This is a genomic window from Nocardia sichangensis, from assembly GCF_047200615.1.
Taxonomy (GTDB): domain Bacteria; phylum Actinomycetota; class Actinomycetes; order Mycobacteriales; family Mycobacteriaceae; genus Nocardia; species Nocardia sichangensis.
In genome coordinates, this window is the sequence record NZ_JBJZOK010000007.1 from 135,896 (window position 1) to 160,802 (window position 24,907).

The window sequence follows — 24,907 nt, forward strand, 5'->3', positions numbered from 1 at the left end:
GCAGCGGCGCTCAACGGCCGTGTTCGTGCGCGGTCGACAGCAGCCGGTCGACCCGGCTGCGCAGTTCGCTGGTCAGGGCGGGCATGCCGACCGACGGTAGCTCGGCGGCCACATTGGCGGCGAGAACGCGCAATTTGGTGTTGGTTTCCTGCGACCGCACGCGCAGGATGGCGAACGCTTCGTCGGCGTCGAGGCCATAGACCAGCATGACCGCGCCTTTGGCTTGTTCGATCACCGCCCGCGCGGCTACCGGGTCGAGGTCACCGTCCGCCGTGCCGTCACCGTCGTAGCTCACATGCACGCACTACCCGTCCACGGCGGTTCGACACGGCTTCGCGCGCGGGAACACCGGCGTTGCGGTGGCCTCGGCCGGTGAGGGGTTGACGCGAGCCTCCGGGATCGCGATACTTCGAACGTCATAGCGATTGCGTATAACTTGTCCTGCGGAAACGCGACGGAGACAGATCAATGACGATCCATACGGCAGTCGAAGCATTTCTTCTGGCTCAGGTGGACGACCCGGTCCCCGAAGCCCCCCCGAACTCGGAAAAAATTCTCCAGCTGTTCCGGTATTTCACGTGGTTCGTGATTCTCTCCGGAGTCACCGGGATCGCCTATGCGGGTGGAAGATTCGCCTGGGAAAAATGGAACGGCGGTCCGCTCGCGTCGGCGAAAATGGTCGCGGGCGGAATGCTCGGCGGCGTCATCGCCACCAGCGCGGGGACGATCATGAATGCGCTGATCGGTTGAATCGGTCGGCCGGCGCATCCGAATCCGGCCGCCGCGGTCAGTCGGTAACCTCCAATTCGACCAATTGACCCGGCGTGAAAGACTTTTCGCGCCGGTTGGTCTCGACGCCGAAGACCGCGACCACGAGGTCGCCGCCCGGCTGGACCACTCCTGCTTGGGTGAGGGTGCCGTACCCGACGATGGATTCGCCGACATGATCGGCGAGTTCCACCGCGGGAATTCGAATCGTCCTGCTCACGGGGCACCTCTATCGAGTCGAAGTGTTACTGGCTGCTGTGTCCGAGTTCGCAGGACTCGATCCTAATCCCAGAAAAGCGGCGCAGCACCCCCTGTCGCCGCCGATTCACCGCGCCGTGCCCGCACGGCGGCAAACTACGCCGTCAGGACGGAATTCCGTGCGCCATAACGATTTACCTCATGGCCTTGACCGGTTCGTGACCAGCGCGAGCGCCTCGGCGACCTTGGCCTGGAAGTGCGGGCACTCACGGAAGTCCGCGGCGGCGCAGTCGAGAGCGTGCGTAATGGTCTCCAGCGCCGCGGTGGACTGCGCGATCCGGCTGACGAGCTGGTCGCGGTGGGCACGCAGCAAGTCGCGGCGAGCGGAGCGGTCGGACGCCTCGGCGAAGAGCGTGGCGAGTTCCTCCAGCGATAAACCCACCTGCTTGCCGATCAGGATCATCGCCACGGTTTCCGCATCGCCGTCGCGGTAGCGGCGACGGCCCGCCCCGTCTCGCCGCGGCGCGAGCAATCCGGCATCCTCCCAGTGCCGCAGCACATGGGTGGCCAGACCGAACCGCGCCGCGAGTTCACCGATCGGCATGTCGTCGCCCGCCATATCCGCACTCTAGGCGGCGCGGGCGGTGAGCCGCGTGTACAGCCCGATGGGCTGACGCCGCGGACGTACCGCTTCCCGCCGCACGGTCGCCGCCTCGAACGAACGGCGCAACGCGCTGAGCGCGGCCGCCGAGCGCAGGAAACGGAAGTCGTAGATCGCCACGGCGCCGCCGGGTCGCGATACCCGCGCCAGCTCGGCTATCGCGCGGTCGACCTCCGGCCACTCGTGCATGCTCAGGCTCGAAACGACCAGATCGAAGCTGTCGTCAGGGTAGGGAAGCGCGGCCACGTCACCGACCGACAGTTCCACCGCGCCGCCGGACAGCTTCGCGTCGGCGAGGTCGATCATGTGCGGCGACAGGTCGACGCCGTGCAGCCGCAGATCCGGCCGCCGAGAACCCAACTGCGCCAATAGTTCCCCCGGCCCGGTCCCCACGTCGAGCACACACGCCCCCGATTGCGCGATTGCGTCGACGTCCGCGGCGATCCGGCGGTACAGGCCCCCGAGCAGCCGGGAAGCCCGCTGGTCGTAGCCGCGGCTCTGCTTTGCTCCGAACGTTGTCATGGTCACCTCTCCTCGTGCTGCGCTCAGCTTGCGAGTTGAGGTCGACCTGAAGTCAAGAGCTGCTTGCGGCGCCGAGTCGCCCAGGCTTGCCACCCGCATCGCGCCTCAGTGGACGACACGGCGATCGCGGGTGTGGCACAAAGGAGGTCCGATGGTGACAGTGCCGCCGCGACGGTCGATCCACGTGCGGCGGCGACTGCGACGATCTGCCTTCCTCATGTCGGTTCGCGTGACACTGGGCGGGCTGCCTCGCACACCGCCGATCATCGGAGCTGGAAAGACTTCCAGCCGAGAAGTGCGGCCCCGCCGGAACGCGGCGGGGCCGCACAACAGGCGCTCTCAGATGCACCAGACGGCGCTGCCGAGCGGTATGCAGAAGACTACCGAGCCGAAAACCGGCGTCGCGGCGCCGGACGGCGTCGTTTCGGCGGTAGCGGCGGGAGCCGCGATGACGCCGAAGGAGACGGCCATTGCGGTCGCTGCGACGATTTTCGTGATTTTGGTCGACATTGTGCATCCTTTGACTCGAGTGAAACTTAACTCTGACTCACGAGATTCATGCTTCACCCATAGTCCGGTGAGCACCAGGCAAGGAAACGTCAAGTTCCCCGGCATTACGTAACAGGACGATCACCGATGGCGCTTTTTCCGGGGTAGTGGCAGCCAACCCGGGCGAAAAACCTACCGGCGGATTCTTTTTGCCCACAATCACCGGAATTACGTGCTTCGATATGTGTTCGAATCTCCTTTGCCCAATGGAGACCTGGCTATCTCCGATCGTGTCGTGGAGTGATAGCCGTCGGCCCGATGCGTTGCCACGGCAGGCGCTGTGTGGATTGGTTCGGCGCGGGGGAGAGCCGTTCGGTAACGGTGATCGTTACGCCCTCGTAGCGGGGTGGGGCCGCCCGTTGGGCCGCGCCGCCGCATCCGCATGGAGACTTCCCACTGTTGGTGAGTTGGGCCCGAATTCGGTCGGTGCCGCGACCCTAAACTGAGGTAATGGTGCAGCCAACGCCCTGGCAGTCGGACGAAACGCGAGACGACCGGTCCGCCCGGCAGGACCGGGCGGGAAGCGGCGCCGTCGTGCCGGCGAAGGCAATTCTGGCCGCGCTGCGCGGATATTGGGGCTATGTGTGGGCCGCGGTCGGAAGCCTGGTGACGCTCGTGCTGCTGTTCCAGCCATGGCTCACCGCCGCGGGCGCCGATGGCAAGGTCAGCACCAACGCGTTCGGCCGGATGGAGATCACCACGCGGTTCCTCAACGTCTGGTCGCGATCGGCGCCTCCCGGCGCCCGGATCACCGGCTTCTGGGCGTTGCTCGCCTGTGCCGCTATCGTCATCGCGCTTTTCGCGATCGTGGTGAACCTGCGCCTTCGTATCGAGGCGCTGAATCGGCTGGCGACGCTGGCCACGTTGGTCGCCGCACTGTTCGTGGTGTTCACCGTGCTCTACATCAACAGCAAGGGCCCCGAGCTGAAGGCGATGGTCGGACGCAAGACGGATCTGGGCGGGCAGATCGGATCGTTGATGAACTGGGCGTTCGGCAACGGCAAACTCGTCGTGCCCGGTATCGGGCAGGTCGCCTACACGTCCGCGACGCTCACGCCGTGGGCGCTGCTCGCGGGCGTGACTTCGCTGGGCTCGGCGGTCGCCGCCGTCACCCAGTGGGTCCGCAACCGATCGGGCAACCTGTTCCGCCTCCCGTTGCGGATCAATGTCGTCACGTCGAAGCCGTCCGCCGAATCCGAAGACGCGGACTGATCGTCTACCCCCGCAGGGCCGAGTAGACTCGCCCGAATCACTGTGTGAGTACGCAGTCCGAGGCGGTAACGCATGGTCGGCACAGAGGTACTCATTGCCGGTGCTGGGCCGGTCGGGTTGACCGCGGCAATCGAGTTGGCCCGGCGCGGTGTCGCCTGCCGAATCGTGGACGCGCTGCCCGAGCCGCCCCGATACGCGAAGGCCGTGGGCATCCAACCGCGAACGCTCGAGGTGTTCGAAGGGTTGGGTGTCCTGCGCCGGATGCTCGACGCATCCCTCCAGTTGCGTGGCCAGCTGGTGTACGTGAACGGCGCCGAGGTGGCCAGGACGGAACTCACGCTGCCCGCGGACGTCCCCTACGGGTTCATCGGGCTGCCGCAATACGTGACCGAGCGAATCCTGCGGGAGCGATTGGCCGAGACGGGCACCCGGATCGAACGCGCCACCTGGCTGACGACCTTCGAGCAGGACGACAGCGGCGTGCGCGCGGTGCTCGTCGACGCCGACGGCGAACACACCGTCGACGCGCAGTTCCTGATCGGCTGCGACGGAGCGCACAGCATCGTCCGCAAGCGGCTGGGTCTGTCCTTCGGGGGAGCGGCGTTCGCCGAGCAATACATGCTCGGCGATGTCGAACTCGACTGGTCGCTGCCCCGCGGCTACGTCATCCGCTCGACGCACCGCACCGAAGGCGTCACCGATGACCTGCTGGTGTGCATACCGTTGCCGGGACGCGGCCGGTACCGAGTGTCGATGCTGGTCCCCGACGAACTCACCACGGCGGAAACGCCCAACCCCGACCAACTCGTGCACGGATTCGAAGGCGGCCCCACGCCGCGGTTGCACCATATCCAAGCCGTCCTCGACCGCCTCGCTCCCGAGCCGGTCACCGCGTCGAAACTGCGGTGGTCGTCGGTCTTCCGGATCAGTCACCGCATCGTCGATGCCTACGCGCGCGGACGGGTTTTCGTGGCAGGCGACGCAGCGCATATTCATCCGCCCACCGGCGCGCAGGGGATGAACACGGGCATTCAGGACGCGCACAATCTCGCGTGGAAGCTCGCGCTGGCGGTCAGCGGCGACAGTGCACCGAAACTGCCTGCCAGCTACGACGCCGAGCGCAGGCCGGTCGGCGACGAAGTGGTCGGACGCACCGTGCGCAGTGCACGGGAGGGTATCGGGGCCGGGGAGTCGGACCTGGATTTCGTCATCCGGCGTGAGGCGCAACTGCTGATCGACTACCGGGACAGCCCGATCGTGGCGCGCGCGGCCGACCGCTGGCCGGGTCTGCGGGCGGGACTGCGCGCTCCCGACGCCGCCGGGTTGGTCCGCGGCGCGGTCACCTTTCCGATCCGCCTGTTCGCGCTGTTCGGACGGACCGATCACACCCTCCTGCTCTACGCCGACGACAGCGCCGGGACCGAAATCGGGGCGCTGGCCGATCTTGCCGCAGCGGCGCGCCGCCGAGCGCACCGGCACCTGGACGTGTACCTGCTCGCCGCACCCGGAGCGCGGGTCGACGATACGCTGCTGCCGGTCGTCCGCGACCGTGACGCCGATTTCGCGAAGGCCTACGGTGCCACCGGCGCAGCCGCGTATGTCGTGCGTCCCGACGGATACCTCGGTTACGCGGGGTGGGCGTCCTCGATCGACGATCTGACCGAGTACCTCGGCGCGACGTTCCGCTGACGGCGCCACGCCCATTGTGCGGACGAAGGACCTTCCCCCCTTGCGTGCGACCGACTCGATCGGGTACGCCGGATAACAGGAGGTGTTCGATGCCGTCCGCACACCCGTCCCCGACGCGGACAGAAGAGGTCATCGTGCCGTCGGAGTCCACCCGACTGGCCGGGGTGCTGGCTGTGCCGCCGGAGCGCACCGCGCTGATCGCCTTCGCCCATGGCAGCGGCAGCGGCAGGCGCAGTCCGCGCAACCGGTTCGTCGCCGAGGTCCTCAACCAGGCGGGATTCGCGACGATGCTGGTGGATCTGCTGACCGTCGAGGAGGAAGGCGACCGCGCCCGCGTGTTCGACATCCAGTTGCTCGCTCACCGGCTGGTCGAGGTGACGCACTGGCTCCGGACGCGGCCGGAGCTCGGTGGCCTGCCGACCGGATATTTCGGGGCGAGCACCGGCGCGGGCGCGGCACTGTGGGCGGCGACCGAACCGGGCACCGAGATCGCGGCGGTCGTCTCCCGTGGCGGTCGTCCGGATCTGGCCGGTTCGCGGTTGGGCTCGGTCCGCGCACCGACACTGCTCATCGTGGGTGGCAACGATCGATGGGTGCTGGAGATGAATCGGGAGGCGCAGTTACGGATGCCGTGCCCGAGTGAGCTGGACATCGTTCCCGGCGCGACACACCTGTTCGAGGAACCCGGTGCGCTCGAACAAGTCGCCGACTCGGCGGTAGCGTGGTTCCTCCGCCATCTCACCGTCGTGCGCCACTGAACACCACGGGGAGGTCGTCGGTGCCGGGCGCGACGCGGGTGCCGAAACCGCGGCTGATGTCTTCGAGTTTGGCGCAGAGCCAACGGGATTCGGTGCGCGGGGCCCATTCCAGGCGCATGTGCCGCACCTGCAGTGGAATCAGCCGGACCTCCGCCGAACCGTGGTCCACCGCCACGAGATACAGCGGATGCAGATCGGTGTGGTACCGCTCGTGGCCGCGGATGCCTTCGTAGTCGTCGATGACGTCGCCGCACCCGTAGAGGATCGGTTTGCCACGGTAGATCTCGATCGGACGCGGATGATGCGCGGAGTGCCCGTGCACCACGTCGACTCCGGCGTCGATCAATCGGTGTGCGAACTGTGTTTCGGTTCGCGTCACGTCGTAGCCCCAGTTCGGCCCCCAATGCACGGAAACGATGCCGATGTCGTTGTCCCGCTTGTGCGCCGCCACCTCGGCGGCGACATCATCGGCCGCCGTGGCGCCGGGGGAGTAGCCCACTCGCCACAGGCCCGGCCGGTCGCGCCGTGCCGACCAGGATTCCGGAACACCGCTGGATCCGGCGGCGACCGACACGATCACCACGCGACGGCCGTCGGCGAGTTCCACCGTGGCGGGGGCACGGGCGCCCGCGAGGTCGGCCCCCGCGCCGGCGCGGTCGATATGCGCGGCGTCGAGCGCTTCGAGGGTGTCGGCGAGCCCGGGAATTCCGAAATCGAGCACGTGATTGTTGGCCAGCGCGCAGACCACCGGTGCGATCGCGGTCAACGCGGGCACGTTGTCCGGATGCATCCGGTAATGAATGCCCTTCGCGGGAGCGAACGCGCCGTCGGCGGTGATCGACGTCTCCAGGTTGAGCAACCGCACCTCAGGGTCGAGCTGGGCGAGCAGCGGCAGCACATCACCCCACAAGTGCCGGTATCCGACCGGATGAGTGAACTCGCCGTGCGCGCGCTCGGCCAGCTCCACGTAGGTTCGTGCGTCGTTGACGTACCGTTCGCGCAGCCTCGGGTCGCCGGGATGCGGCAGGATCTGGTCGACACCCCGGCCCAGCATGACGTCGCCGCCGAGCAGCACCGTCGCCATGTCACCATTGTCGATCATCGCGGCCTCGATGTGAACGCGCCGCTGGTCGCGTGCCGCACCCGAGTATCGGGCGTGACCCGTACTCGCCGACCTCCCGGAGTGGTCGGCTACCGAGTCGCCTGCCGGGCCATCGAAAGCAGCTGCTGCGGGTCGTCGGCGTAGACGGTGGCGATGACGTTCGCTCGCGCGGCGAGATCACGGGCGAGATCGCGGATCTCCTCCGACGCGGCCGGGTCGGCGTCGATCCCGGTCAGCAGATCGCGGGTATGGATCGCGGTAGCCTGCGCGCAGCGTCGCAGGCGTGCTTTCGCGACGGTGTCGAGCGCGGCGGGACTGAGATAGCGCTGAATGTGCTCGCCGCGGTCGGTGACCTGGTTGACGATCGGTTCGGTCGCCGCGTCGGTGAGCCAGCGTTCGGCGTCGGCCGTGATCTCGAAGACGAGATCGTGGTCTCGGATGTCGGTCGGATTGGCGGAGGTGGTCAGCAGGGCCATGCTCGCCCGTCCGATCGCGAGGAACCCGCTCATCGCGTGGGCGAGCAGGATATGCGGGTTTGCTGTCGGCAACTGGTGTAGACGTTCCCCCACGACGGTGACCCAGCAGGCGAGGTGTTCGGCTCCGGTGTCGATCGACGTCGCTGTCGGCATAGCGCGACGATACGCTGTTACCCAGGTGAGATATACGGAGAAACGCTGAAAGTTCGCCAGAAGTCGCGATTGGGCGTGCTCGCCGGCTCGTCTCGCTCCGTTGCGCCGCCGCGGCAGCGCCGGAATCGGCGTTCCCGATCGTCGCGTTCATGCTGGCCTCGCCACGACGATCCCGGGGGATACGAGGGTGTGAAGGTCTCTGCCGGAGTGGGTCATCGGGGACGGAGTCCGGCCGTCGCGTCCGGACTTGGGCGTTAACTGCGATTGTGCTCGTGCTCGACTTCCGAAAGGTTCGGCCGCCGTGCCGAAATCGCATTCGCACGTGCATCCGACCAGGAGTCCGGTTGACCGATACGGCCCTTCGAAGTTCGGCTACCGCTCGGATGCCGGATGCCGGATGCCGGATGCCGGATGCCGGATGCCGGATGCCGGATGCCGGATGCCGGATGCCGGTACCGGCGGCCACGGGTCCGGTGAGTGGGATACGGGTCGTGCTGCCGTCACGTGGAAGCCAGATACTAGCTGTCGAGCGCCCTTACGCGCGGAGGTGGCGCTGTGGGCCGAAGCGCCGTCGCTTCGATGGCCTACCAGCGCACTTCCCGCTATTTGGAACTCATCCTATGTTTATAAAGAGGATAGTAGTACTCTAAACTATCTACCTGCAGTTTCACTATGTGAGATCCGGGCTTCGCGTCGCCGATGGCTCGAATCTATCCAGCGAGGGAGTGTCGCGTGCTGGAAATCGACCACTTCAGTCACGGATGGCTTACGCCCATCGTCGCCTACGTCATGTCGTTCACCGGATCATTGCTGGGACTTCGATGCGTGGCCAGATCTCGTACCGGGTCCGCACGCGACGGCTGGCTGATCGCCGCGGCGGTCGCGATCGGCGGCACCGGCATCTGGGTCATGCACTTCATCGCGATGCTCGGCTTCGCCATCGAGGGGGCGACGATCCGGTACGACGTTCCGATCACCCTGCTCAGCGCCGTGATCGCCATGGTGGTGGTGTGGATCGGACTGCGCATCGCACACCAGCGAGCGCTGGGGCCGGTGGGACTGCTGGCCGGCGGCGGGGTGACCGGTCTGGGCGTCGGCGCGATGCACTACGCGGGCATGTACGCCATGAAATCCGACGCGATGATCGGCTACGACGGACGGATCGTCGCGTTGTCCATGGTGATCGCCGTCGTCGCGGCGACCGCCGCGTTGTGGTTCACGCTGCACACCCGCAGCACGCTCGTCACCGTCGGCGCGGCGGCGGTCATGGGTGTCGCGGTGTCCGGCATGCACTACACGGGCATGCTCGCGATGCACGTGCACGAAGCCGAGCACATGCACGCACCCTCCGGGGCCGGCGCGACGCAGTTGCTCACCCCGCTGATCGTGAGCATCAGCCTGGTGACGGTGCTGCTACTGCTGCACCTGGGTGTCACGGAAGTCGACGACGAGAACACCTATGTGCCGCAGGGCCGGCACGCTGCCAGTTACTGGCCGACTCGTGAGTGAACCGACCGGGTAGCGCTTTGTCGCCGGTCGGCCGAATGACGCGGCAGCCCGTTGCCCCGGCACCGCCCGGGGCGCGGCGACGTTTTCACCGCCGCATGCCGGGTACGCGCCCCAAGAGCCGGTTCGCGCGGTGGCCGGACGCTCCCAGTTGAACCAGGAGGTGGCGATGCGCATCGGGTACAAACTGGCGGCCGAGGCATTCGGTCCGAACGAGCTTGTCCGGCAAGCCGTTCGGGCGGAAGAGGCGGGTTTCGACTTCGTCGAGATCAGTGACCACTTCCATCCTTGGCTGGACAACCAAGGGCACTCACCGTTCGCCTGGACAGTGCTCGGAACCATCGCGGCGAAGACCGAGCGGATCGAGCTCGCGACCGGAGTGACCTGCCCCATTCTGCGATACCACCCCGCGATCGTCGCGCAGGCGGCAGCCACTCTGGCGATCTTGTCCGGCAACCGCTTCACCCTCGGTGTCGGTTCTGGTGAACGTCTCAACGAGCATGTCGTCGGCCGGGAATTCCCGCCCGTACGCATCCGGCATCGCATGCTGCGCGAGGCCATCGAGATCATCCGCTTGCTCTGGAGCGGCGGCTATCACTCCTACGACGGGGAATTCCTGAGCCTTTCCGACGCACGGGTCTTCGATCTGCCCGAGACCCTCCCGCCCATCGCCGTCGCCAGCGGTGGGCTGGAGGCGGCCTGCATCGCCGCGGAACTCGGCGACGGCCTGTTCGCGACCGAGCCCGAGTCCGAAATCGTCGAGCGCTACCGCGCGTCGGGCGGCGCGGGCCCCCGATACGCGGAAGTCGGCATGGCGTGGGCGCCCGACGAGGAAACGGCGGCGAAGGCGGTGCTCGATACCACCCGCTGGGCCCTGACGGGCTGGAAGGTGATGAGCGAGTTGCCGAACCCGGTCAATTTCGCCGCGGCGACCACCACCGTCCGGCTCGAAGACGTCCTCGACAACTTCGCCTGCGGGCCGGACCCGGCCCGCTATCTCGATGCCGCCCAGCAGTACACCGATGCGGGCTTCGACCATCTCGTGATGCAGAACGCCGGTCCCGACCCCGACGGCTTCCTGGACTTCTACCGCCGTGAACTCGACAAACCTCTCCGTGCACTGACCCCGAGCGTCTGAGCGCGAAACTTCCGTCACCGACGGGCGCGCGGTCGTCGTCGGTATCTTCCGTCGCGCCGTGCACGTCGCGGGTGGGCAGCCGCTCACGCCCGCCGGCGTGCGGCGCATGTCCGCTTGTTCCGCGCGCAACGCGTCGCCCGCGACGAGGTGTTGCATTGCGACGCAAGGCGACCGCGATCAGGTCCGTCGAGTGGTCGTTCCACGGACCGTGGTGAACAGGCGCAGGCAGCGCTGGGTCATGTCCTCGGGCGTGTGGTCGGGATGGTCGCTCCACCACGAGATGGTGGTGGACACGATGCTGAACCACAGCGCCAGCAGCAGCGAGTGATCGCCGGGATCGGAGATGCCGGCATCGGCCAGAATCTCCGATACCCCTGCCGAGCCCATGCCGTTCAAGGCATCCTGATAATGCCGGGCCACCGCGAAGGCCGCACCCGGACGTGGCAGTGTGGGGTCGTAGACGATCTTCCAGTTCTGGGTGCGTCCGTCCAGTGCGTGGAAGATCCCGGTCAGTGTCGCCAGCGCCCGGTCGTGCGCACCATGCGTGGACTGGGCCGCCGCGACCGCGTCGACCAAGCTCTTCCCGGCGCGGTGCACGCAAGCCGCGTGCAGTGCGTCGCGGGAGCCGAAGTAGGCGTACACGAGCGGCTTGGACACGCCTGCGGCCGAGGCGATTTCGGCGACCGAAGCCTTGGCGTAGCCGCGTTCGCCGAATTCGGTGGTGGCGATGTCGAGGATCTGCTCTTCCCGCCGCTCGCGCGGCACGCCCTTGGTGCCCGGCCTGCTCACCGGTCCTCCCCGGTGGCCCGGTGTACGACCGGGTCGATCAGCACACCGGGATTGAGGATGCCCGCGGGATCGAGTGCCGATTTGGCCGCGCGCAGCGCCGCGGCGAAAGGTTCGGGTCGCTGGCGGTCGTACCAGGGGCGGTGGTCGCGGCCGACGGCGTGATGGTGCGTGATGGTCGCGCCGTTGCGGTGCAGCGCCTCCGACACGGCCGTCTTGATCTCGTCCCATTGCTCGACGGTCCGTCCCCACCGGCCCGCGGCGTAGATGCCGAAGTACGGCGCGGGTCCGTCCGGATAGACATGGGTGAACCGGCAGGTCGAAACACCGGTCACACCGGCGGATCGGAACGCGTCCGTGGTCGCTTCCCGCACCGCCGCTCGCAGGGCCTCGAAACGGTCCCAGGTGCAGGCTGTTTCGAAGGTCTCGACGATCATGGATTGGGCGGCGAGCGCGTCGCGCTGGTAGGGCATGCGGAGGAACGCCGAGCGCCACGCGTCGGCCGCGCCCGTGCGCGCCGAGTCTTCGGCGGAATCGGTGGTGCGGACCCCGTCCGGAATCGTGCCGCCGTGCTCGCGGCAGATCCGCACCGCACGACGCATCGACTCGTCGACGGGATGGTCGGCGGACTCGAAGCCGAGGACGAGCACCCCGCCCGCCGCGCTGGCGCCCGCGTTGATGAACGCCTCCACCGGATCCAGCAGCCGGCAGTTCGCCGGATACAACGCGGACTGGGCGATGGCGCGCGTCGCGGCCACGGCCGCGCCGTAGTCGCCGAACACCACCGACGCCCCGGACCGCCAGCGCGGACGATCCTGCAAGCGCATCCACGCTTCGGTGATGACGCCGAGGATGCCCTCCGAGCCGAGGAACATCCGATCGGGTGACGGACCCGCGCCGGACGCGGGCAGCCTGCGGGATTCGCTGATCCCGGCCGGTGTGACCACCCGTAGCGATTCGACCATGTCGTCGATGTGGGTGTAGACGGTCGCGTAGTGCCCGCCCGCCCGGGTGGCCAGCCAGCCGCCGAGCGTGGAGAACTCGAACGACTGCGGAAAGTGCCGCAGCGTCAGACCATCCGGCCGCAATGCCGCTTCCAGCGCCGGGCCGAGTATGCCCGCTTGGATTCGTGCGGCTCGGCTGGTGCGGTCGAGTTCGACGATCCGACTCAGGCGGCCGGTGTCCAGCGACACCGACCCGGCGTAGGCGTCGGCGCCGCGGAGTTCGACACCACCCACCACCGACGTTCCGCCGCCGAACGGCACCACGGCGACGCCCGCGCTCGCGCACCAGTCCAGGATGTCGAGGACGTCCTGCTCGGTCCGCGGCCGCAACACCTGGTCGGGTACGTGGTCGACGCGGCCGAGCAGATTGCGCACCACATCGCGGAATGCCTGCCCATGGCCGTGTGCGACCCGGTCGCCGAGGTCTTCGGAGGCCAAGGGGGTCAACGCGTCCGGCACCCGGACGCGTGGCGGAGGCACGCTCAACGACGTCAGGTCCGGCGCCTCGTGCACGGTCAACTCGGCTTTCGGCAGCAGTGCCGCCACGCGTTCGGTCAGGACCTTCCGCTCGGTCCCGGTGACCGCGTCCTCCCGGTTGCCCCAACCCCACCACGATTTCGTCGCCATCGCCGCGCTCCGTCCGCTGAATTGACTCGATGGTAAATTACCTGACGATCAATTGGCAGCGAATGCGTCGACGTCGCGGGCGGTCGACGCCGCGCCGCGACTACCGGACGAGTGCGTTGTTCCGCGTGACGATCAACGGATCGCTCGGCGTGAAGGGCAGGTCGGGAAGTGCGTCAAGGGCGACGCCGAACGTCGCGGCGAGCACTTTCCTGGAATAGGCGCTCATCGAGGCGCGGTAGCCGATGTCCGCGGGCGTGGGTTGGTCGAAGAAGATCAGCAAGTGGATCTCGGGGGAGTCGACGACTTCGATGTGGTGCGGGTAGGCGCGCGGGACGAAGTACACCTCGCCTTCGCGCACGATGTAGGTGTCCAAGGTGCCGTCCGGATCCATGATCGTCATTCGCGCCGAGCCGCGATGGACGTAGCCCATTTCGGCGGTCACCGGATGCCAGTGCGGTTCACGCATGCCGTCTTCGCGCACCCGCAGCGAGTACATCGAGATGTCACGCAATGCGGGCCAGAACTGGGCGCGGGCGGTGCGCGCGGAACCGACCGGCGAGTCCACCGGGGCGGGCATCGCCTCGATCGCGAAGTGGTGCGGATCGCCGTAGCGGGCGGTGCACGGGATGTCGGGCTCGCCCTCGCGTCGCACGACGAGTTTCGCTGTGGTGTCGCGCCGGATCTTCGCGAAGTCCTCGGCGGGCAGGTCGTAGGTGTTGCCGAGCACCGAATCGGTCATCGCGCCGAGGCTCGCGCTGAATCCGAAGTCCTCCGGTCGTTCGTGGCGGAAGGCGAGGATGAACTCGGCCTCGGTATCGCCGACGTTCTCCACGTGATGCAGCGCGCCGGAGTCGATGTGGAACATCTCGCCCGCGCTCACCAGGAACGAGGAGAATCGGCTGCCGTCGTCCAAGACCGAGACCAGGGCCCGGCCCGCGGTGCAATAGGTGAGTTCGGCGGCGTTGGCGTGCCAGTGCGGTTCGCGGATCGCGCCGGGCGCGAGCGTCAGGCGTTTGATCGAGAGCCCGCTGAGGATCGGGAAGCTGTCGGCGGTGAGCCGGGTGAGCGAGCCGAGTTCGCTGCGGTGGATCTGCTCACCCTTCCGTAGGGAGGCCACATGGATCGATGGTGTCTGCACGGTTGCTCCTCGCTCGCGGTCGAAGGATCGGTGTTGCGCGCTCGCGCCGGTATCGGCGCATGGCAGCTCGGGGAGACCGCGCCCCATGCGTCATAGCTGAAAGCCTTGCATAGTGATTTGCGTCACAATGAATAGTGTTGATGGGTGGTGCCCAAACGAATGTTTTTCACATCACACCATGTCATAGCCCAATGCGGGTGCGGGTAATCCTAGGACCTTTACCAACCTCGGCGCGCCGATCCGATCGGTGTTCGCTAAGGTCCGTTCTGCACGCTCGGGTCATGGTTCACGCATTTGAGGCACCGCTTCTGGCTCCATAGCCGGAGCGGACGATGATCGACCAGAGAGTGAACTCGCCGCCGCATGACCCCGACACGCCGTTCCGCACGTCGCACCCAGCATTCACGAGCACGCAATCTTCTGTTCCCGCAACTGCTCACGGCCGCGGTCGACACGGCGTTCGACTCGGCGGCCCTCCGGTACAATCCCACCGGCGATCCCGTGGACCAGCGTGAGCTCAGCTACCGGGAATTGGACGAGATGTCGTCGCGATGGGCCCGCTACCTGATCGGGTTCGGCGTAGGGCCGGGAGACTTCGTCGCGGTGGCCGTCACCCGCTCGATCGAGTCGGTGCTCGCGGTGTGGGCGGTCGCGAAGACCGGTGCCACCTACGTGCCCGTCGATCCCTCCTATCCGGCGGATCGAATCGCACACATGATCGCCGACTGTGGCGCCGTCGTCGGCCTCACCACATCGGCGCATCGCGCGGCACTCGTCGCGCCCGGCATGACGTGGATCGAACTCGATTCCGAAGCGCACCGGGAGAAGGTCGCCGCCGCGCCCGGCCATTCGATCTGCTACCTGGACCGGCTTCGTCCCCTCACCGAACAGCACCTCGCCTACCTGATCTACACCTCCGGCTCGACGGGCAAGCCGAAAGGCGTAGCGGTCACCCATGCCGGTCTCGCGGGCCTGGTCGAGCACGAGATCGCCGCCCGGGCGGTGAGCCGGGCATCACGCGTCTCGCATCTGTGCACGCCGAGCTTCGACTTCTCGGTGATCGAGATGCTGCTCGCCTTCTCGGCGGGCGCGACGCTGGTCGTGGCGCCGCCCACGGTGTTCGGCGGCGCCGAACTGGCCGATCTGCTGCGGCGCGAGCGGGTCACGCATCTGTGCATCACCCCGGGAGCCCTGGAATCCATCGAGCCGGCCGGGCTCGACGACCTCAGGGCCATCCTGTGCGGCGGGGAGCGTGTGGGCCCCGAGCTGGCCGCACGGTGGGCGACCGGCGCCCGGTCCTTCTATATCGTCTACGGCCCCACCGAGACCACCATCTTCGCCACCGGCACCGAGGCGCTGTGTGCGGGCGGCGCGACCCATATCGGCACTCCGGTCCCGGGGCTGGGCGTCCACGTGCTGGACGCGCGGCTGCGGATGGTGCCCACCGGCGTGATCGGCGAGCTGTATCTGTCCGGACCGGCGCTGGCGCAGGGGTACCTCGGACGCCCTGGGATGACCGCGGACCGATTCGTCGCCAACCCGTTCGCGGCGGTACCTGGCTCTCGCATGTATCGCACCGGCGATCTGGTGCGGCGCGACTCGGCGGGACACCTCGAACACCACGGGCGGGTGGACTTCCAGGTCAAGATCCGAGGGCTGCGGATCGAACTCGGCGAGATCGACAACGCGCTGACCGCCCACCCCGACGTCGACTACGCCGCGACACTCGGCACGACACTGCCGTCCGGCGCCACCGCGCTGGTCTCCTACGTGCTGCCACGAGCGGCGACCGGCCCGGACGGCAGCGTCCGGGTGGCGCTCGACACCGCCGAATTGGCCGATCTCCTGGCGAAAACCCTTCCGGCATACATGATTCCGGCCGCGATCACGGTGCTCGACGAACTCCCGCTGACACCGGTCGGCAAGCTGGATCGCGCCGCGCTGCCGGAGCCGGTGCTCAACACCAGACAGTTCCGTGCGCCCGCCACGCCGACCGAGCATGTGGTCGCCGACGTCTTCGCCGCGCTGCTCCTCCCGCCGGGCGACTCCGAAACCGCCCGGGTCGGTGCCAACGACGACTTCTTCGAACTGGGCGGCAATTCGCTGATCGCGACGCAGGCCGCGGCGCGGCTCGGTACCACGCTGGGCGTCCGCGTTCCGGTCGCGCTGTTGTTCGAGGCCTCGGTGGTGGCGAAACTGGCCGAACGCCTGAACGAACTGGCTCGAGTCACCCACCCGGCGCCGCGACCGATGGCGCGACCGGACCGGGTGCCGCTGTCGTACGCACAGCGCCGGATGTGGTTCCTCAATCGGTTCGACCCGGCCGCGGCGAGCAACAACATCCCACTGGCGGTGCGGTTGAGCGGACAGCTGGACGTGGACGCGCTGCGGGCGGCGATCCGAGATCTGGTCGAGCGGCACGAGGTGCTGCGGACCAGCTATCCGGAGCGCGACGGGACGGGCAGCCAGCGGGTGCACGCGCTGTCGGAGCCGGGCGCGGTGCCCGAGCTGCCGGTGCTCGACGTCGCCGAAGCCGAAGTCCTCGAGCACACGGTGGCCGCGGTGGTCGAGGGCTTCGATGTCACGGCCGCGCCGCCGCTCCGGTTGCGTCTGCTGCGTTCGAGCGAGTCCGAGCACGTGCTGGTCGGCGTGGTCCACCACATCGCCGCCGACGGCTCCTCGATGGGCCCGCTGACCGCCGATCTGATGAGCGCGTACTCGGCCAGGACCGAGGGCCACGCTCCCGCTTGGCAGCCGTTGCCCTTGCAGTACGCGGACTACACGTTGTGGCAGCGCGAGATGCTCGGCGCCGAGAGCGATCCGGACTCGACGCTCGCCCGCCAGCTCGGTTTCTGGCGGCAGCGGCTGGCGGACCTGCCGGAACGGCTGGACCTACCCGCCGACCGGCCGCGCCCCGCGGTGTTCTCCGGTCGCGGCGCCACCCACGAATTCAAGATCGACGCGGCGGTGCACGCCGCACTGGACCGGCTGGCACACCGCCACGACGCGACGTTGTTCATGGTCGCGCACGCCGCGTACACGGTCTTGCTGGCCCGGCTGTCGAACACCCGCGACATCACCGTCGGCGCGCCGGTGGCCGGTCGTGGCGAGGCCACGGTGGACGGCCTGATCGGCATGTTCGTCAACACCCTCGCGCTGCGTACCGAGATCGACCCCGGCCACAGCTTCACCGAGCTGCTCGAGCAGGTGCGCAGGCGGGACATCGAGGCCTTCGGCCACGCCGACGTGCCGTTCGAACGCCTGGTGGAGGAGCTCGACCCGGTGCGGTCGAGCGCGCATCACCCGCTGTTCCAGACCATGCTGACCTTCCAGAACTTCGCGCCGACGACACTGGAACTGCCCGGGCTGCGGGTTTCCGCGGTGGACTTCGCGCTGCCGCTGGCGAAATTCGACCTCGAGCTGACCATGGTGCCGCACGAGGACGAGCGGACGCCGCTGGGCATCTCGGCCGCGTTCACCTATTCCACCGACCTGTTCGACGAGGCCACGGTGGCGGGATTCGCCCGGCGGCTGTGCGTGATCCTCGCGGCCGTCGCGGATTCGGCGGATCGGGCGGTCGGGGAGATCGACTTGCTCGATTCCGCGGAGCGCGCCGCGATCCTGACCGGGTGGAACGACACCCGGCACCCGATCGCGGCGGGGCTGGTGCTCGACGGGTACCGGCGTGCGGTAGCCCGGCACCCGGACGAGATAGCGGTGGTCCACGCGGATACGCAGTTGAGCTACCGCGAGTTCGACGAGCGGGTCAACCGGCTCGCCCGGGTACTCGCCGATCACGGCGTCGGCGCGGAAACCCTTGTGGCGCTCGCGGTCCGGCGGTCGGTGGATCTCGTGGTCGGCATGTACGCGATCCTCACCGCCGGTGGCGCGTACGTACCGCTCGACCCCGATCACCCCGCCGAGCGGATCGCGCACGTGCTCGAGGTCGCGAAACCGGTCTGCGTGCTCACCACTTCCGCCGACGCGATCCCGGTACCCGATCATGTCGCCGTCCTGTCCCTGGACGCCCTCGGCGCGGACCAGCGCTCGGGAGCTGCGATTCGTTCCGACGAACTGAGGCGGGCGGTGCTGCCGCAGCACCCCGCCTATGTGATCTTCACGTCCGGTTCGACCGGGCGTCCGAAGGGTGTGGCGGTCTCGCACGCCGCGATCGACAACCAGATCGAATGGATGCTCGCGCAGTACCCCATGGGCCCGCGGGACGCATACCTGCAGAAGACCGCGGCGACCTTCGACGTCTCCTTGTGGGGCTACCTGATGCCGTTGCGCGCGGGCGCGAAACTCGTGCTCGCCGACCACGACGGGCATCGTGACGCCGCCTACCTCGCCGCGGCCGTCGCCGCGCACCGTGTGACGGTCACCGATTTCGTGCCCTCCATGTTGACCGAGTTCGCCGCCCATGCGACGGCGGAAAGTCTCGCGACACTGCGGGATCTGTTCGTCATCGGGGAAGCTCTGCCGCCGGAGACCGTGCGCGCGGTCCGCGCGGTCTCCGGCGCACAGGTGCACAACCTGTACGGACCCACCGAGGCGGCGGTCTCGGTGACGTACCGGCCCGCCGGAACGGGCGACGATGTGACGGTGCCGATCGGGCAGCCGCAGTGGAATACCCAGGTATACGTGCTGGATTCGCGCCTGCGGCCGGTTCCGGCCGGGGTACCGGGCGAGCTGTACCTGGCCGGCGAACAGCTGGCCCGCGGATACGTGCGGCAAGCGGCGCTGACCGCGGACCGTTTCGTCGCCAACCCGTTCGGCCGCGGAACCAGGATGTACCGCACCGGCGACCTGGCGGTCTGGCGTGCGCCTCGCGCGGACGAGCCGCAACGCCTGGAATACCTCGGGCGCACCGACTTCCAGGTGAAATTCCGCGGCCAGCGCATCGAACTCGGTGAGATCGAGACGGCGCTGCTCGCGCAGCCGTCGGTGAGCCAAGCGGTCGCGGCGGTGGTGGCATCGCCGTCGGGAGATCGGCTGGCGGCCTATGTCGTCGCGCGTCCGGGGCAGGTCATCGATCGTGGCGAACTCGTTGCCGGGATGTCGGCGGTCCTGCCCGCGTACATGATCCCGTCCGCGCTGGTGGAGCTGGCAGCGCTGCCGCTGAACGCGAGCGGGAAACTCGATCGCACAGCGCTGCCCGAACCCGCCATCGAGACCACGGCGTTCCGAGCGCCGCGCAACCCCGCCGAACAGGCCGTCGCGCAGGTGTTCGCCGAACTGCTCGGCGTCGAGCGAGCGGGCATCGACGACGACTTCTTCGCGCTCGGCGGCAATTCGCTGCTCGCCACCCGGGCCGTCGCACGGGTCAACGAGGCGTTCGGATCGCGGGTCACCGTGCGGGATCTGTTCGAGGCGCCCGCGGTGTGGGCACTCGCCGCGCGGGTGGTCGCCGGTGGGACGGGCGTGGCTCGCGCGCCCTTGGCGCGAGTGCGACGACCGGATCGCATCCCGCTGTCGCCTGCGCAGCAGCGGATGTGGTTGCTCAACCGCCTCGAGCCGGACTCGCCCGCCTACAACATGCCCTTCGCCGTCCGGCTGACCGGCACTCTCGATCTGCCCGCGCTGCGCCAGGCGCTCGCCGACGTGATCGAACGGCACGAGGTGCTGCGCACCCGCTACCCGGTCGCCGCCGACGGGCAGCCGTATCAGGAGATCCTTCCGACCGATGCGGTCCTTCCCGACGGCATCGTGATCGAGCACGGTGTCACGGATGCCGCGGCCATGGTGGACGCGCTGATGTCCGCGGGCTTCGACGTGACCGCGGACGCGCCCGTGCGCCTGCGGCTGTTCACCTCGGGCCCAGATCATCTGCTCGTCATCGTGACCCACCACATCTCGGCGGACGGGTCGTCGCTCGCGCCGCTGGCCCGCGACCTGGTGACCGCCTACGTGGCCAGGCTCGGCGGCGGCGCGCCGGACTGGTCGCCCCTGCCGGTGCAGTACGCCGATTACGCGATCTGGCAGCACGGCACGATCGGATCCGAGGACGACGAGGATTCCGTTGCGGCGCAACAGCTGTCGTATTGGCGCGGGCAGCTGTCCGGGCTCACCGGACCGCTGGAACTGCCAGCCGATCGCCCGCGCTCCTCGACAGCCTCGACGCGCGGCGCGTCGACCGGCTGCACGATCCCGGCGCGGGTACACGAGCGGCTGACCGGCATCGCGCGCGAGCACAACGCGACGCTGTTCATGGTGGTGCACGCGGCCCTCGCCACGCTGATCGGACGCCTCTGCGGCGCCACGGACGTCGTCATCGGGACCCCGGTGGCCGGGCGGGGCGAACATGCGCTGGACGACTTGGTCGGGATGTTCGTCAACACGCTGGCGTTGCGCGTCGACGTCGACCCCGACGTGCGGTTCCACGATCTCGTCGAGCGCTCCCGTGAAGTCGCCGTCTCGGCCTTCGCCAACGCGGATGTTCCTTTCGAGCGAGTGGTCGAGGAGGCCGATCCCGCGCGCAGCGGAGCGCGCACCTCGCTGTTTCCGGTGATGCTGTCGTTCCAGAACCTCGAGCAGCCCACCCTGGAGTTGCCGGATCTGACGGTCACCGCCGTCGACAACGGCGAGATCACGGCCAAATTCGATGTGCAAGTGGTCGTCGAGCCGCGGGCGTGCGGCGACGGCCGGACGGAATCGGCGGTGACCTTCACCTACGCCACGGACCTGTTCGACGAATCGACCGTCCGCGCCTTCGCGCGCCGGTTCGAGCGCATCGTGTCCGCGGTCGCCGAAGATCCCTCGGCGCGGGTGTGGGACATCGACATCCTCGACGAGAGCGAACACTGCCCGGCGGTCGCGCACGAGGCGCGGGCCGGGACCGAACCGGTGGCGACCCTGCCCGAGCTGATCGGCGAGCAGGCACGGCGCAGTCCAGAGGCGGAGGCCGTCCGGTTCGGTGCCGCCACACTGAGTTTCGGCGCGTTGTACAAGCGCGCGAATCGAATCGCCCGCGCGCTGATCGCCGCCGGAGCGGGCCCGGAAACCCTGGTCGCCGTGGCGGTCCCGCGCACCGAGGACCTACCGGTCGCGTTGCTCGGAGTGCTGGCCGCCGGTGCCGCGTACCTGCCGATCGACCTCGGCTATCCGGCGCAGCGGCTGGCGTTCGTGCTCGCCGACGCGGCACCGGTGTGCGTGCTGACCACCGCCGCCGAGCGCTCCGCCATCCCGGACACCGACCTGCCCACCGTGTTGCTGGAGCAGACGGCGGAGTTCGCCGACGATCCGATCACCGACGCCGACCGGGCGTCGCCGCTGCTGCCGGACAATCTCGCCTACGTCATCTACACGTCGGGTTCGACGGGCGTGCCGAAGGGTGTCGGCGTGACGCATCGCAATGCGGTGCGACTGTTCACCGAGGCGCGGCCGCTGTTCGAATTCGGCGAGCACGACGTCTGGACGTTGTTCCACTCCTTCGCGTTCGACTTCTCGGTGTGGGAGCTGTGGTGCGCGCTCGTGACCGGCGGCACCGTCGTCGTGGTCGACTACGCGACCTCGCGCTCACCGGAATTGTTCCGCGAGCTGCTGATTCGCGAGCAGGTGACGGTGCTGAACCAGACGCCGTCGGCATTCTGTCAACTGGTCGAAGCCGATCGGGACGCCTCGGCCGCGTCCGGCGAATTCGCGCTGCGGTATGTGATCTTCGGCGGTGAGGCGCTGGATCTGCGGCACTTGCGACGCTGGCGTGAGCGTCGTCCGGGGGAATCGCCGCGACTGGTCAACATGTACGGCATCACGGAGACCACCGTGCACGTCTCCTTCCTGGACGTCGGCGCGGAGCTGATGGAAAGCCCGGCCAGCCTGATCGGACGAGCGCTGCCCGGGCTGGACACGCACGTGCTGGACATTCGTCTGCGACCGGCGCCGGTCGGTACGCCCGGTGAGATCTATGTCGCGGGCGGTCAGCTCTCCCGCGGCTACGTGGGGCGGCCCGGGCTCACCGCGACGCGGTTCGTCGCGAATCCCTTCGGGCCGCCGGGATCGCGGATGTACCGCTCGGGTGACCTCGCGCGCTGGAACCGGTTCGGCGGCGACGCCGGCCTCGCCTACTCCGGTCGCGGCGACCAGCAGGTGCAGTTGCGCGGGTTCCGGATCGAACTCGGGGAGATCGAATCGGCGCTGGTGCGGTGTTCCGGCGTGCGTCAGGCCGTCGCGCTGGTCCGGACCGATCCGACGCTCGGTGACCAGCTCGTGGGTTATGTCCTGCCCGAACCGGGGGCGCGGCCGGACCCGGCCGAGTTGCGCGAACAGGTGGCCGAACACCTGACCGGCTACATGGTGCCCGCCGCGATCGTGGTGATCGACGCCATCCCGTTGACCCCCAACGGCAAGCTCGACAAGCGGGCGTTGCCCGCGCCGGCGTTCCGCGCGCGCGAGTTCCGCGCTGCTGTCACTCCCGTGGAGGCGACCGTCGCGGCCGCCTTCGCCGCGGTGCTCGGCGCCGAGCGCTTCGGCATGGACGACAACTTCTTCGAGCACGGCGGCAACTCACTGCTCGCCGCGAAGCTGACTCTGCGGCTGTCGTCCGCGCTGGGCACCCGGATTCCGGTGATGCGGGTGTTCACCGCGCCCACACCCGCGGAACTGGTCGCCGACCTGGCCCGCCGGGCGAGCGGCGAAGTCCAGACCGAGGCGGCCTTCGACATGCTGCTGCCGCTGCGTCCCGGCGGTTCGGCCGCGCCGCTGTTCTGTGTGCATCCCGTGTCGGGCATCTCCTGGTCGTATGCGGGCCTCGCCGCCTACCTCGACCCGGAACGGCCGCTCTACGGCCTGCAAACGCCCGTGCTGGCCGGCGATGAGGTGATGCCGGATTCGATCGAGGAATGGGCCCGCCGCTACCTCGAGCTGATCCGCGCGAAACAACCGACCGGTCCTTACCATCTGCTCGGCTGGTCCTTCGGCGGCGTCATCGCGCACGAGATGGCGGTCCAGCTGCAACGCGAAGGCGAGCGAGTCGCGCTGCTCGCGGTGATGGACAGCTACATGGCGGATCCGCCCGGCACGCCGCCGGGTGACGCGGGCCAGGTCCCGGTGGCCGAGTTGATCGGCGGCCTGCTGGGTGAGCAGGCGGGCGACCTCGGCAACGTCGCGGAGGTGGACTGGGTCGCGCTGCCGCAGAAGATGACCGAACTTCCGGAGCCGTTCGCGTCGTTCGGCTCCGACCGCGTCACCCGGATCCTGGACGCGGCGGTGCACTCGGTCGCGCTGCGCGGCGCCTACGTCCCGCCGGTGTACCGGGGAGATGTCCTCTATTTCACCGCCGCGCTCGACGATCCGACCGGCTGTGTCGGCGCGTCGATCTGGAGCGAGGTCGTCGACGGCCGCGTGCACAACCATCCTGTGTCGACGACGCACTGGCGAATGACCGTCGCGTCCGGCCTGGCCGAGATCGCCGCGGTGCTGACCCGCGCGTGGCGAGCGGGCGAGCCGGGCGGTGAGGACTCGGTCAGCCGGTGAACCAGCGGTGCAGCCGGACCTCGGCGGCGGCGGCCTTCTCCCGGGCGAGTTCCACCGAGGGCACGCTGAACGGTGCGACCGGCGCGGGACCGGAGAGGAAATCGGCCTCGACCTTGCCGACCAGCCCGCCTCCGAACTCGATATAGCAGGTGCCCCGCCCGCGATACTGTTCCTGCGGCGCCGAGCCGCCGAACCCGGCCTCGATGCCCGCGGCGACCGTGCGGGCGGCGTCCTCGGCGAACACGCCCGCCCGCGGGACCGGCGCGTCGGCGCAGTCGCCGAGGGCGTAGACGCCAGGAAACGGCGTCTCGAGGGTGTGCGGGTCCACGGCGATCCAGCCGTCGGTCCCGCCCTCGGTGAGCCCCGACGCCTCGACGACCGCGGGAACCCGGTGCTTCGGGATTCCGATGAACAGGTCGTAGGGCACCTCGCCGGTCCTGGTGACCGCGATGTGGCGGTCCGGGTCGAGCGCGTGCACCCGGCGCCCCGGCGAATAGGCGATGCCACGCCGCGCCAGCGCTTCGACGATGGCGGCGGAGGTTTGCGCGGACACCGGAATCGGTGCGTCCATGGGGGTGAAGAACTGCATGTGGGTACGGTTCCGGATTCCGCGCCTGGTGAGCGCTTCGTGCAGGAGCATCGCGCCTTCGTAGGGCGCGGGCGGGCACTTGAACGGGACGCTCAGCACCGCGAGGACGACGGCTCCGCCGTCGAAACCCGCCAGGCGTTCGCGCAATCGACGGGCGCCGTCGATCGAGTAGTACTCGTAGCCGTCCTCGACGAAGCCGGGGGTGGCGCCGGGATCGTAGTCGGCGCCCAGCGCGACGACGAGGATGTCGGGGTCGTACACCGCCTGGTCGGTGCGGACGCGGCGTGCTCTCGGGTCGATCTCGGTGACCTCCTCCTGCCGGAATTCGACGCGCGGATGGGTGAAGCGGGAATACGGCACCCGCGCTGTCTCCGGGGGCAGGTCACGGAACAGAATGTCCAGTTTGGCGAAGCCGAAGGTGAAGGAGTCGTTTCGGTCGATGATGACGACACGGAGTTCGTCGGCCGGCGAACCCGACAGACGGGTGGCCAGCTCCAGCCCTCCGAACCCCGCACCGAGAATGAGTACGGTTCGCATACGCCGATTCTTCCCCTGGTGAC

General features: G+C 68.6%; 17 protein-coding genes and 1 pseudogene. 7 read left to right on the forward strand and 11 right to left on the reverse strand.

What is annotated here, in order from left to right; all coding sequences use genetic code 11:
• Positions 1-10: 10 nt before the first annotated feature.
• Positions 11-295 carry an ANTAR domain-containing protein gene (locus ACL03I_RS12475; protein ID WP_355075299.1) on the reverse strand — a complete coding sequence of 95 codons (285 nt, stop codon included), beginning with the start codon at positions 293-295 and terminating at the stop codon, positions 11-13.
• Positions 296-468: 173 nt separating this feature from the next.
• Here ACL03I_RS12475 and ACL03I_RS12480 point away from each other — a divergent pair, with 173 nt between their 5' ends.
• Complete coding sequence (locus ACL03I_RS12480) at positions 469-750, forward strand: hypothetical protein (protein ID WP_355075301.1); 282 nt, start codon at positions 469-471, stop codon at positions 748-750.
• A 37-nt stretch (positions 751-787) separates the two neighbouring features.
• Here the strand turns inward: ACL03I_RS12480 and ACL03I_RS12485 are convergent, their stop codons facing one another.
• The 4 genes from ACL03I_RS12485 to ACL03I_RS12500 form a co-directional block, all read right to left on the reverse strand.
• Complete coding sequence (locus ACL03I_RS12485) at positions 788-988, reverse strand: hypothetical protein (RefSeq protein WP_157170965.1); 201 nt, start codon at positions 986-988, stop codon at positions 788-790.
• 177 nt (positions 989-1,165) lie between these two features.
• Complete coding sequence (locus ACL03I_RS12490; protein ID WP_412805966.1) at positions 1,166-1,585, reverse strand: MerR family transcriptional regulator; 420 nt, start codon at positions 1,583-1,585, stop codon at positions 1,166-1,168.
• Positions 1,586-1,594: 9 nt separating this feature from the next.
• Positions 1,595-2,149: a class I SAM-dependent methyltransferase gene (locus ACL03I_RS12495; RefSeq protein WP_355075306.1), complete on the reverse strand. Its 555-nt coding sequence runs from the start codon at positions 2,147-2,149 to the stop codon at positions 1,595-1,597.
• 339 nt (positions 2,150-2,488) lie between these two features.
• The gene (locus tag ACL03I_RS12500) at positions 2,489-2,659 is read right to left on the reverse strand and encodes a hypothetical protein (RefSeq protein ID WP_355075308.1); all 171 of its coding nucleotides are present in this window, start codon (positions 2,657-2,659) and stop codon (positions 2,489-2,491) included.
• 489 nt (positions 2,660-3,148) lie between these two features.
• Between ACL03I_RS12500 and ACL03I_RS12505 the strand changes: the two genes are divergently transcribed.
• The 3 genes and pseudogenes from ACL03I_RS12505 to ACL03I_RS12515 all read left to right on the forward strand — a co-directional run.
• Entirely contained in the window at positions 3,149-3,910 is a 762-nt protein-coding gene (locus ACL03I_RS12505; protein WP_355075310.1) for a hypothetical protein, read from the forward strand.
• A 72-nt stretch (positions 3,911-3,982) separates the two neighbouring features.
• On the forward strand, positions 3,983-5,599 hold the full coding sequence (locus tag ACL03I_RS12510) for an FAD-dependent monooxygenase (protein ID WP_412805967.1): 1,617 nt from the start codon (positions 3,983-3,985) through the stop codon (positions 5,597-5,599).
• A gap of 86 nt (positions 5,600-5,685) precedes the next feature.
• Positions 5,686-6,357, forward strand: a pseudogene (locus ACL03I_RS12515) (dienelactone hydrolase family protein); the annotation flags it as partial.
• Here ACL03I_RS12515 and ACL03I_RS12520 read toward each other — a convergent pair.
• Both ACL03I_RS12520 and ACL03I_RS12525 read right to left on the reverse strand, forming a co-directional pair.
• Positions 6,338-7,459, reverse strand: coding sequence for a CapA family protein (locus ACL03I_RS12520; protein ID WP_412805968.1), 1,122 nt, complete (start codon positions 7,457-7,459; stop codon positions 6,338-6,340). The pseudogene ACL03I_RS12515 and the gene ACL03I_RS12520 sit on opposite strands and share 20 nt — an antisense overlap.
• 89 nt (positions 7,460-7,548) lie before the next feature.
• A complete protein-coding gene (locus ACL03I_RS12525; RefSeq protein ID WP_355075316.1) occupies positions 7,549-8,088 on the reverse strand; it encodes a hypothetical protein in 540 nt (179 codons plus the stop codon).
• A gap of 732 nt (positions 8,089-8,820) precedes the next feature.
• Between ACL03I_RS12525 and ACL03I_RS12530 the strand changes: the two genes are divergently transcribed.
• Positions 8,821-9,597, forward strand: a complete 777-nt coding sequence (locus tag ACL03I_RS12530) for an MHYT domain-containing protein (RefSeq protein ID WP_355075318.1) — start codon at positions 8,821-8,823, stop codon at positions 9,595-9,597.
• A gap of 166 nt (positions 9,598-9,763) precedes the next feature.
• Positions 9,764-10,732, forward strand: coding sequence for a TIGR03557 family F420-dependent LLM class oxidoreductase (locus ACL03I_RS12535; protein WP_355075320.1), 969 nt, complete (start codon positions 9,764-9,766; stop codon positions 10,730-10,732).
• A gap of 177 nt (positions 10,733-10,909) precedes the next feature.
• Here ACL03I_RS12535 and ACL03I_RS12540 read toward each other — a convergent pair whose 3' ends face one another.
• The 3 genes from ACL03I_RS12540 to ACL03I_RS12550 form a co-directional block, all read right to left on the reverse strand.
• Positions 10,910-11,521 (reverse strand): TetR/AcrR family transcriptional regulator, encoded by a 612-nt coding sequence (locus tag ACL03I_RS12540; RefSeq protein WP_355075322.1) that lies wholly within the window; start codon positions 11,519-11,521, stop codon positions 10,910-10,912.
• Complete coding sequence (locus ACL03I_RS12545; protein WP_412805969.1) at positions 11,518-13,149, reverse strand: FAD-binding oxidoreductase; 1,632 nt, start codon at positions 13,147-13,149, stop codon at positions 11,518-11,520. The genes ACL03I_RS12540 and ACL03I_RS12545 overlap by 4 nt, the downstream gene beginning before the upstream one ends.
• Before the next feature lie 100 nt (positions 13,150-13,249).
• On the reverse strand, positions 13,250-14,287 hold the full coding sequence (locus tag ACL03I_RS12550) for a cupin domain-containing protein (RefSeq protein WP_412805970.1): 1,038 nt from the start codon (positions 14,285-14,287) through the stop codon (positions 13,250-13,252).
• A gap of 363 nt (positions 14,288-14,650) precedes the next feature.
• Between ACL03I_RS12550 and ACL03I_RS12555 the strand changes: the two genes are divergently transcribed.
• On the forward strand, positions 14,651-23,758 hold the full coding sequence (locus tag ACL03I_RS12555; RefSeq protein ID WP_412805971.1) for a non-ribosomal peptide synthetase: 9,108 nt from the start codon (positions 14,651-14,653) through the stop codon (positions 23,756-23,758).
• On the opposite strand, the gene ACL03I_RS12560 is transcribed toward ACL03I_RS12555, so the two are convergent.
• On the reverse strand, positions 23,748-24,884 hold the full coding sequence (locus ACL03I_RS12560; protein ID WP_412805972.1) for an NAD(P)/FAD-dependent oxidoreductase: 1,137 nt from the start codon (positions 24,882-24,884) through the stop codon (positions 23,748-23,750). The genes ACL03I_RS12555 and ACL03I_RS12560 overlap by 11 nt on opposite strands.
• Positions 24,885-24,907 lie beyond the last annotated feature (23 nt).

What these genes read in the sequence shown, in the direction of transcription:
- ACL03I_RS12555 (WP_412805971.1), top strand. Translation starts at nt 14,651, where the DNA reads ATGACCCCGACACGCCGTTCCGCACGTCGCACCCAGCATTCACGAGCA.
- ACL03I_RS12490 (WP_412805966.1), bottom strand. Translation starts at nt 1,585, where the DNA reads ATGGCGGGCGACGACATGCCGATCGGTGAACTCGCGGCGCGGTTCGGT.
- ACL03I_RS12560 (WP_412805972.1), bottom strand. Translation starts at nt 24,884, where the DNA reads ATGCGAACCGTACTCATTCTCGGTGCGGGGTTCGGAGGGCTGGAGCTG.
- ACL03I_RS12535 (WP_355075320.1), top strand. Translation starts at nt 9,764, where the DNA reads ATGCGCATCGGGTACAAACTGGCGGCCGAGGCATTCGGTCCGAACGAG.
- ACL03I_RS12520 (WP_412805968.1), bottom strand. Translation starts at nt 7,459, where the DNA reads ATGATCGACAATGGTGACATGGCGACGGTGCTGCTCGGCGGCGACGTC.
- ACL03I_RS12545 (WP_412805969.1), bottom strand. Translation starts at nt 13,149, where the DNA reads ATGGCGACGAAATCGTGGTGGGGTTGGGGCAACCGGGAGGACGCGGTC.
- ACL03I_RS12505 (WP_355075310.1), top strand. Translation starts at nt 3,149, where the DNA reads ATGGTGCAGCCAACGCCCTGGCAGTCGGACGAAACGCGAGACGACCGG.
- ACL03I_RS12500 (WP_355075308.1), bottom strand. Translation starts at nt 2,659, where the DNA reads ATGTCGACCAAAATCACGAAAATCGTCGCAGCGACCGCAATGGCCGTC.
- ACL03I_RS12510 (WP_412805967.1), top strand. Translation starts at nt 3,983, where the DNA reads ATGGTCGGCACAGAGGTACTCATTGCCGGTGCTGGGCCGGTCGGGTTG.
- ACL03I_RS12495 (WP_355075306.1), bottom strand. Translation starts at nt 2,149, where the DNA reads ATGACAACGTTCGGAGCAAAGCAGAGCCGCGGCTACGACCAGCGGGCT.
- ACL03I_RS12525 (WP_355075316.1), bottom strand. Translation starts at nt 8,088, where the DNA reads ATGCCGACAGCGACGTCGATCGACACCGGAGCCGAACACCTCGCCTGC.
- ACL03I_RS12480 (WP_355075301.1), top strand. Translation starts at nt 469, where the DNA reads ATGACGATCCATACGGCAGTCGAAGCATTTCTTCTGGCTCAGGTGGAC.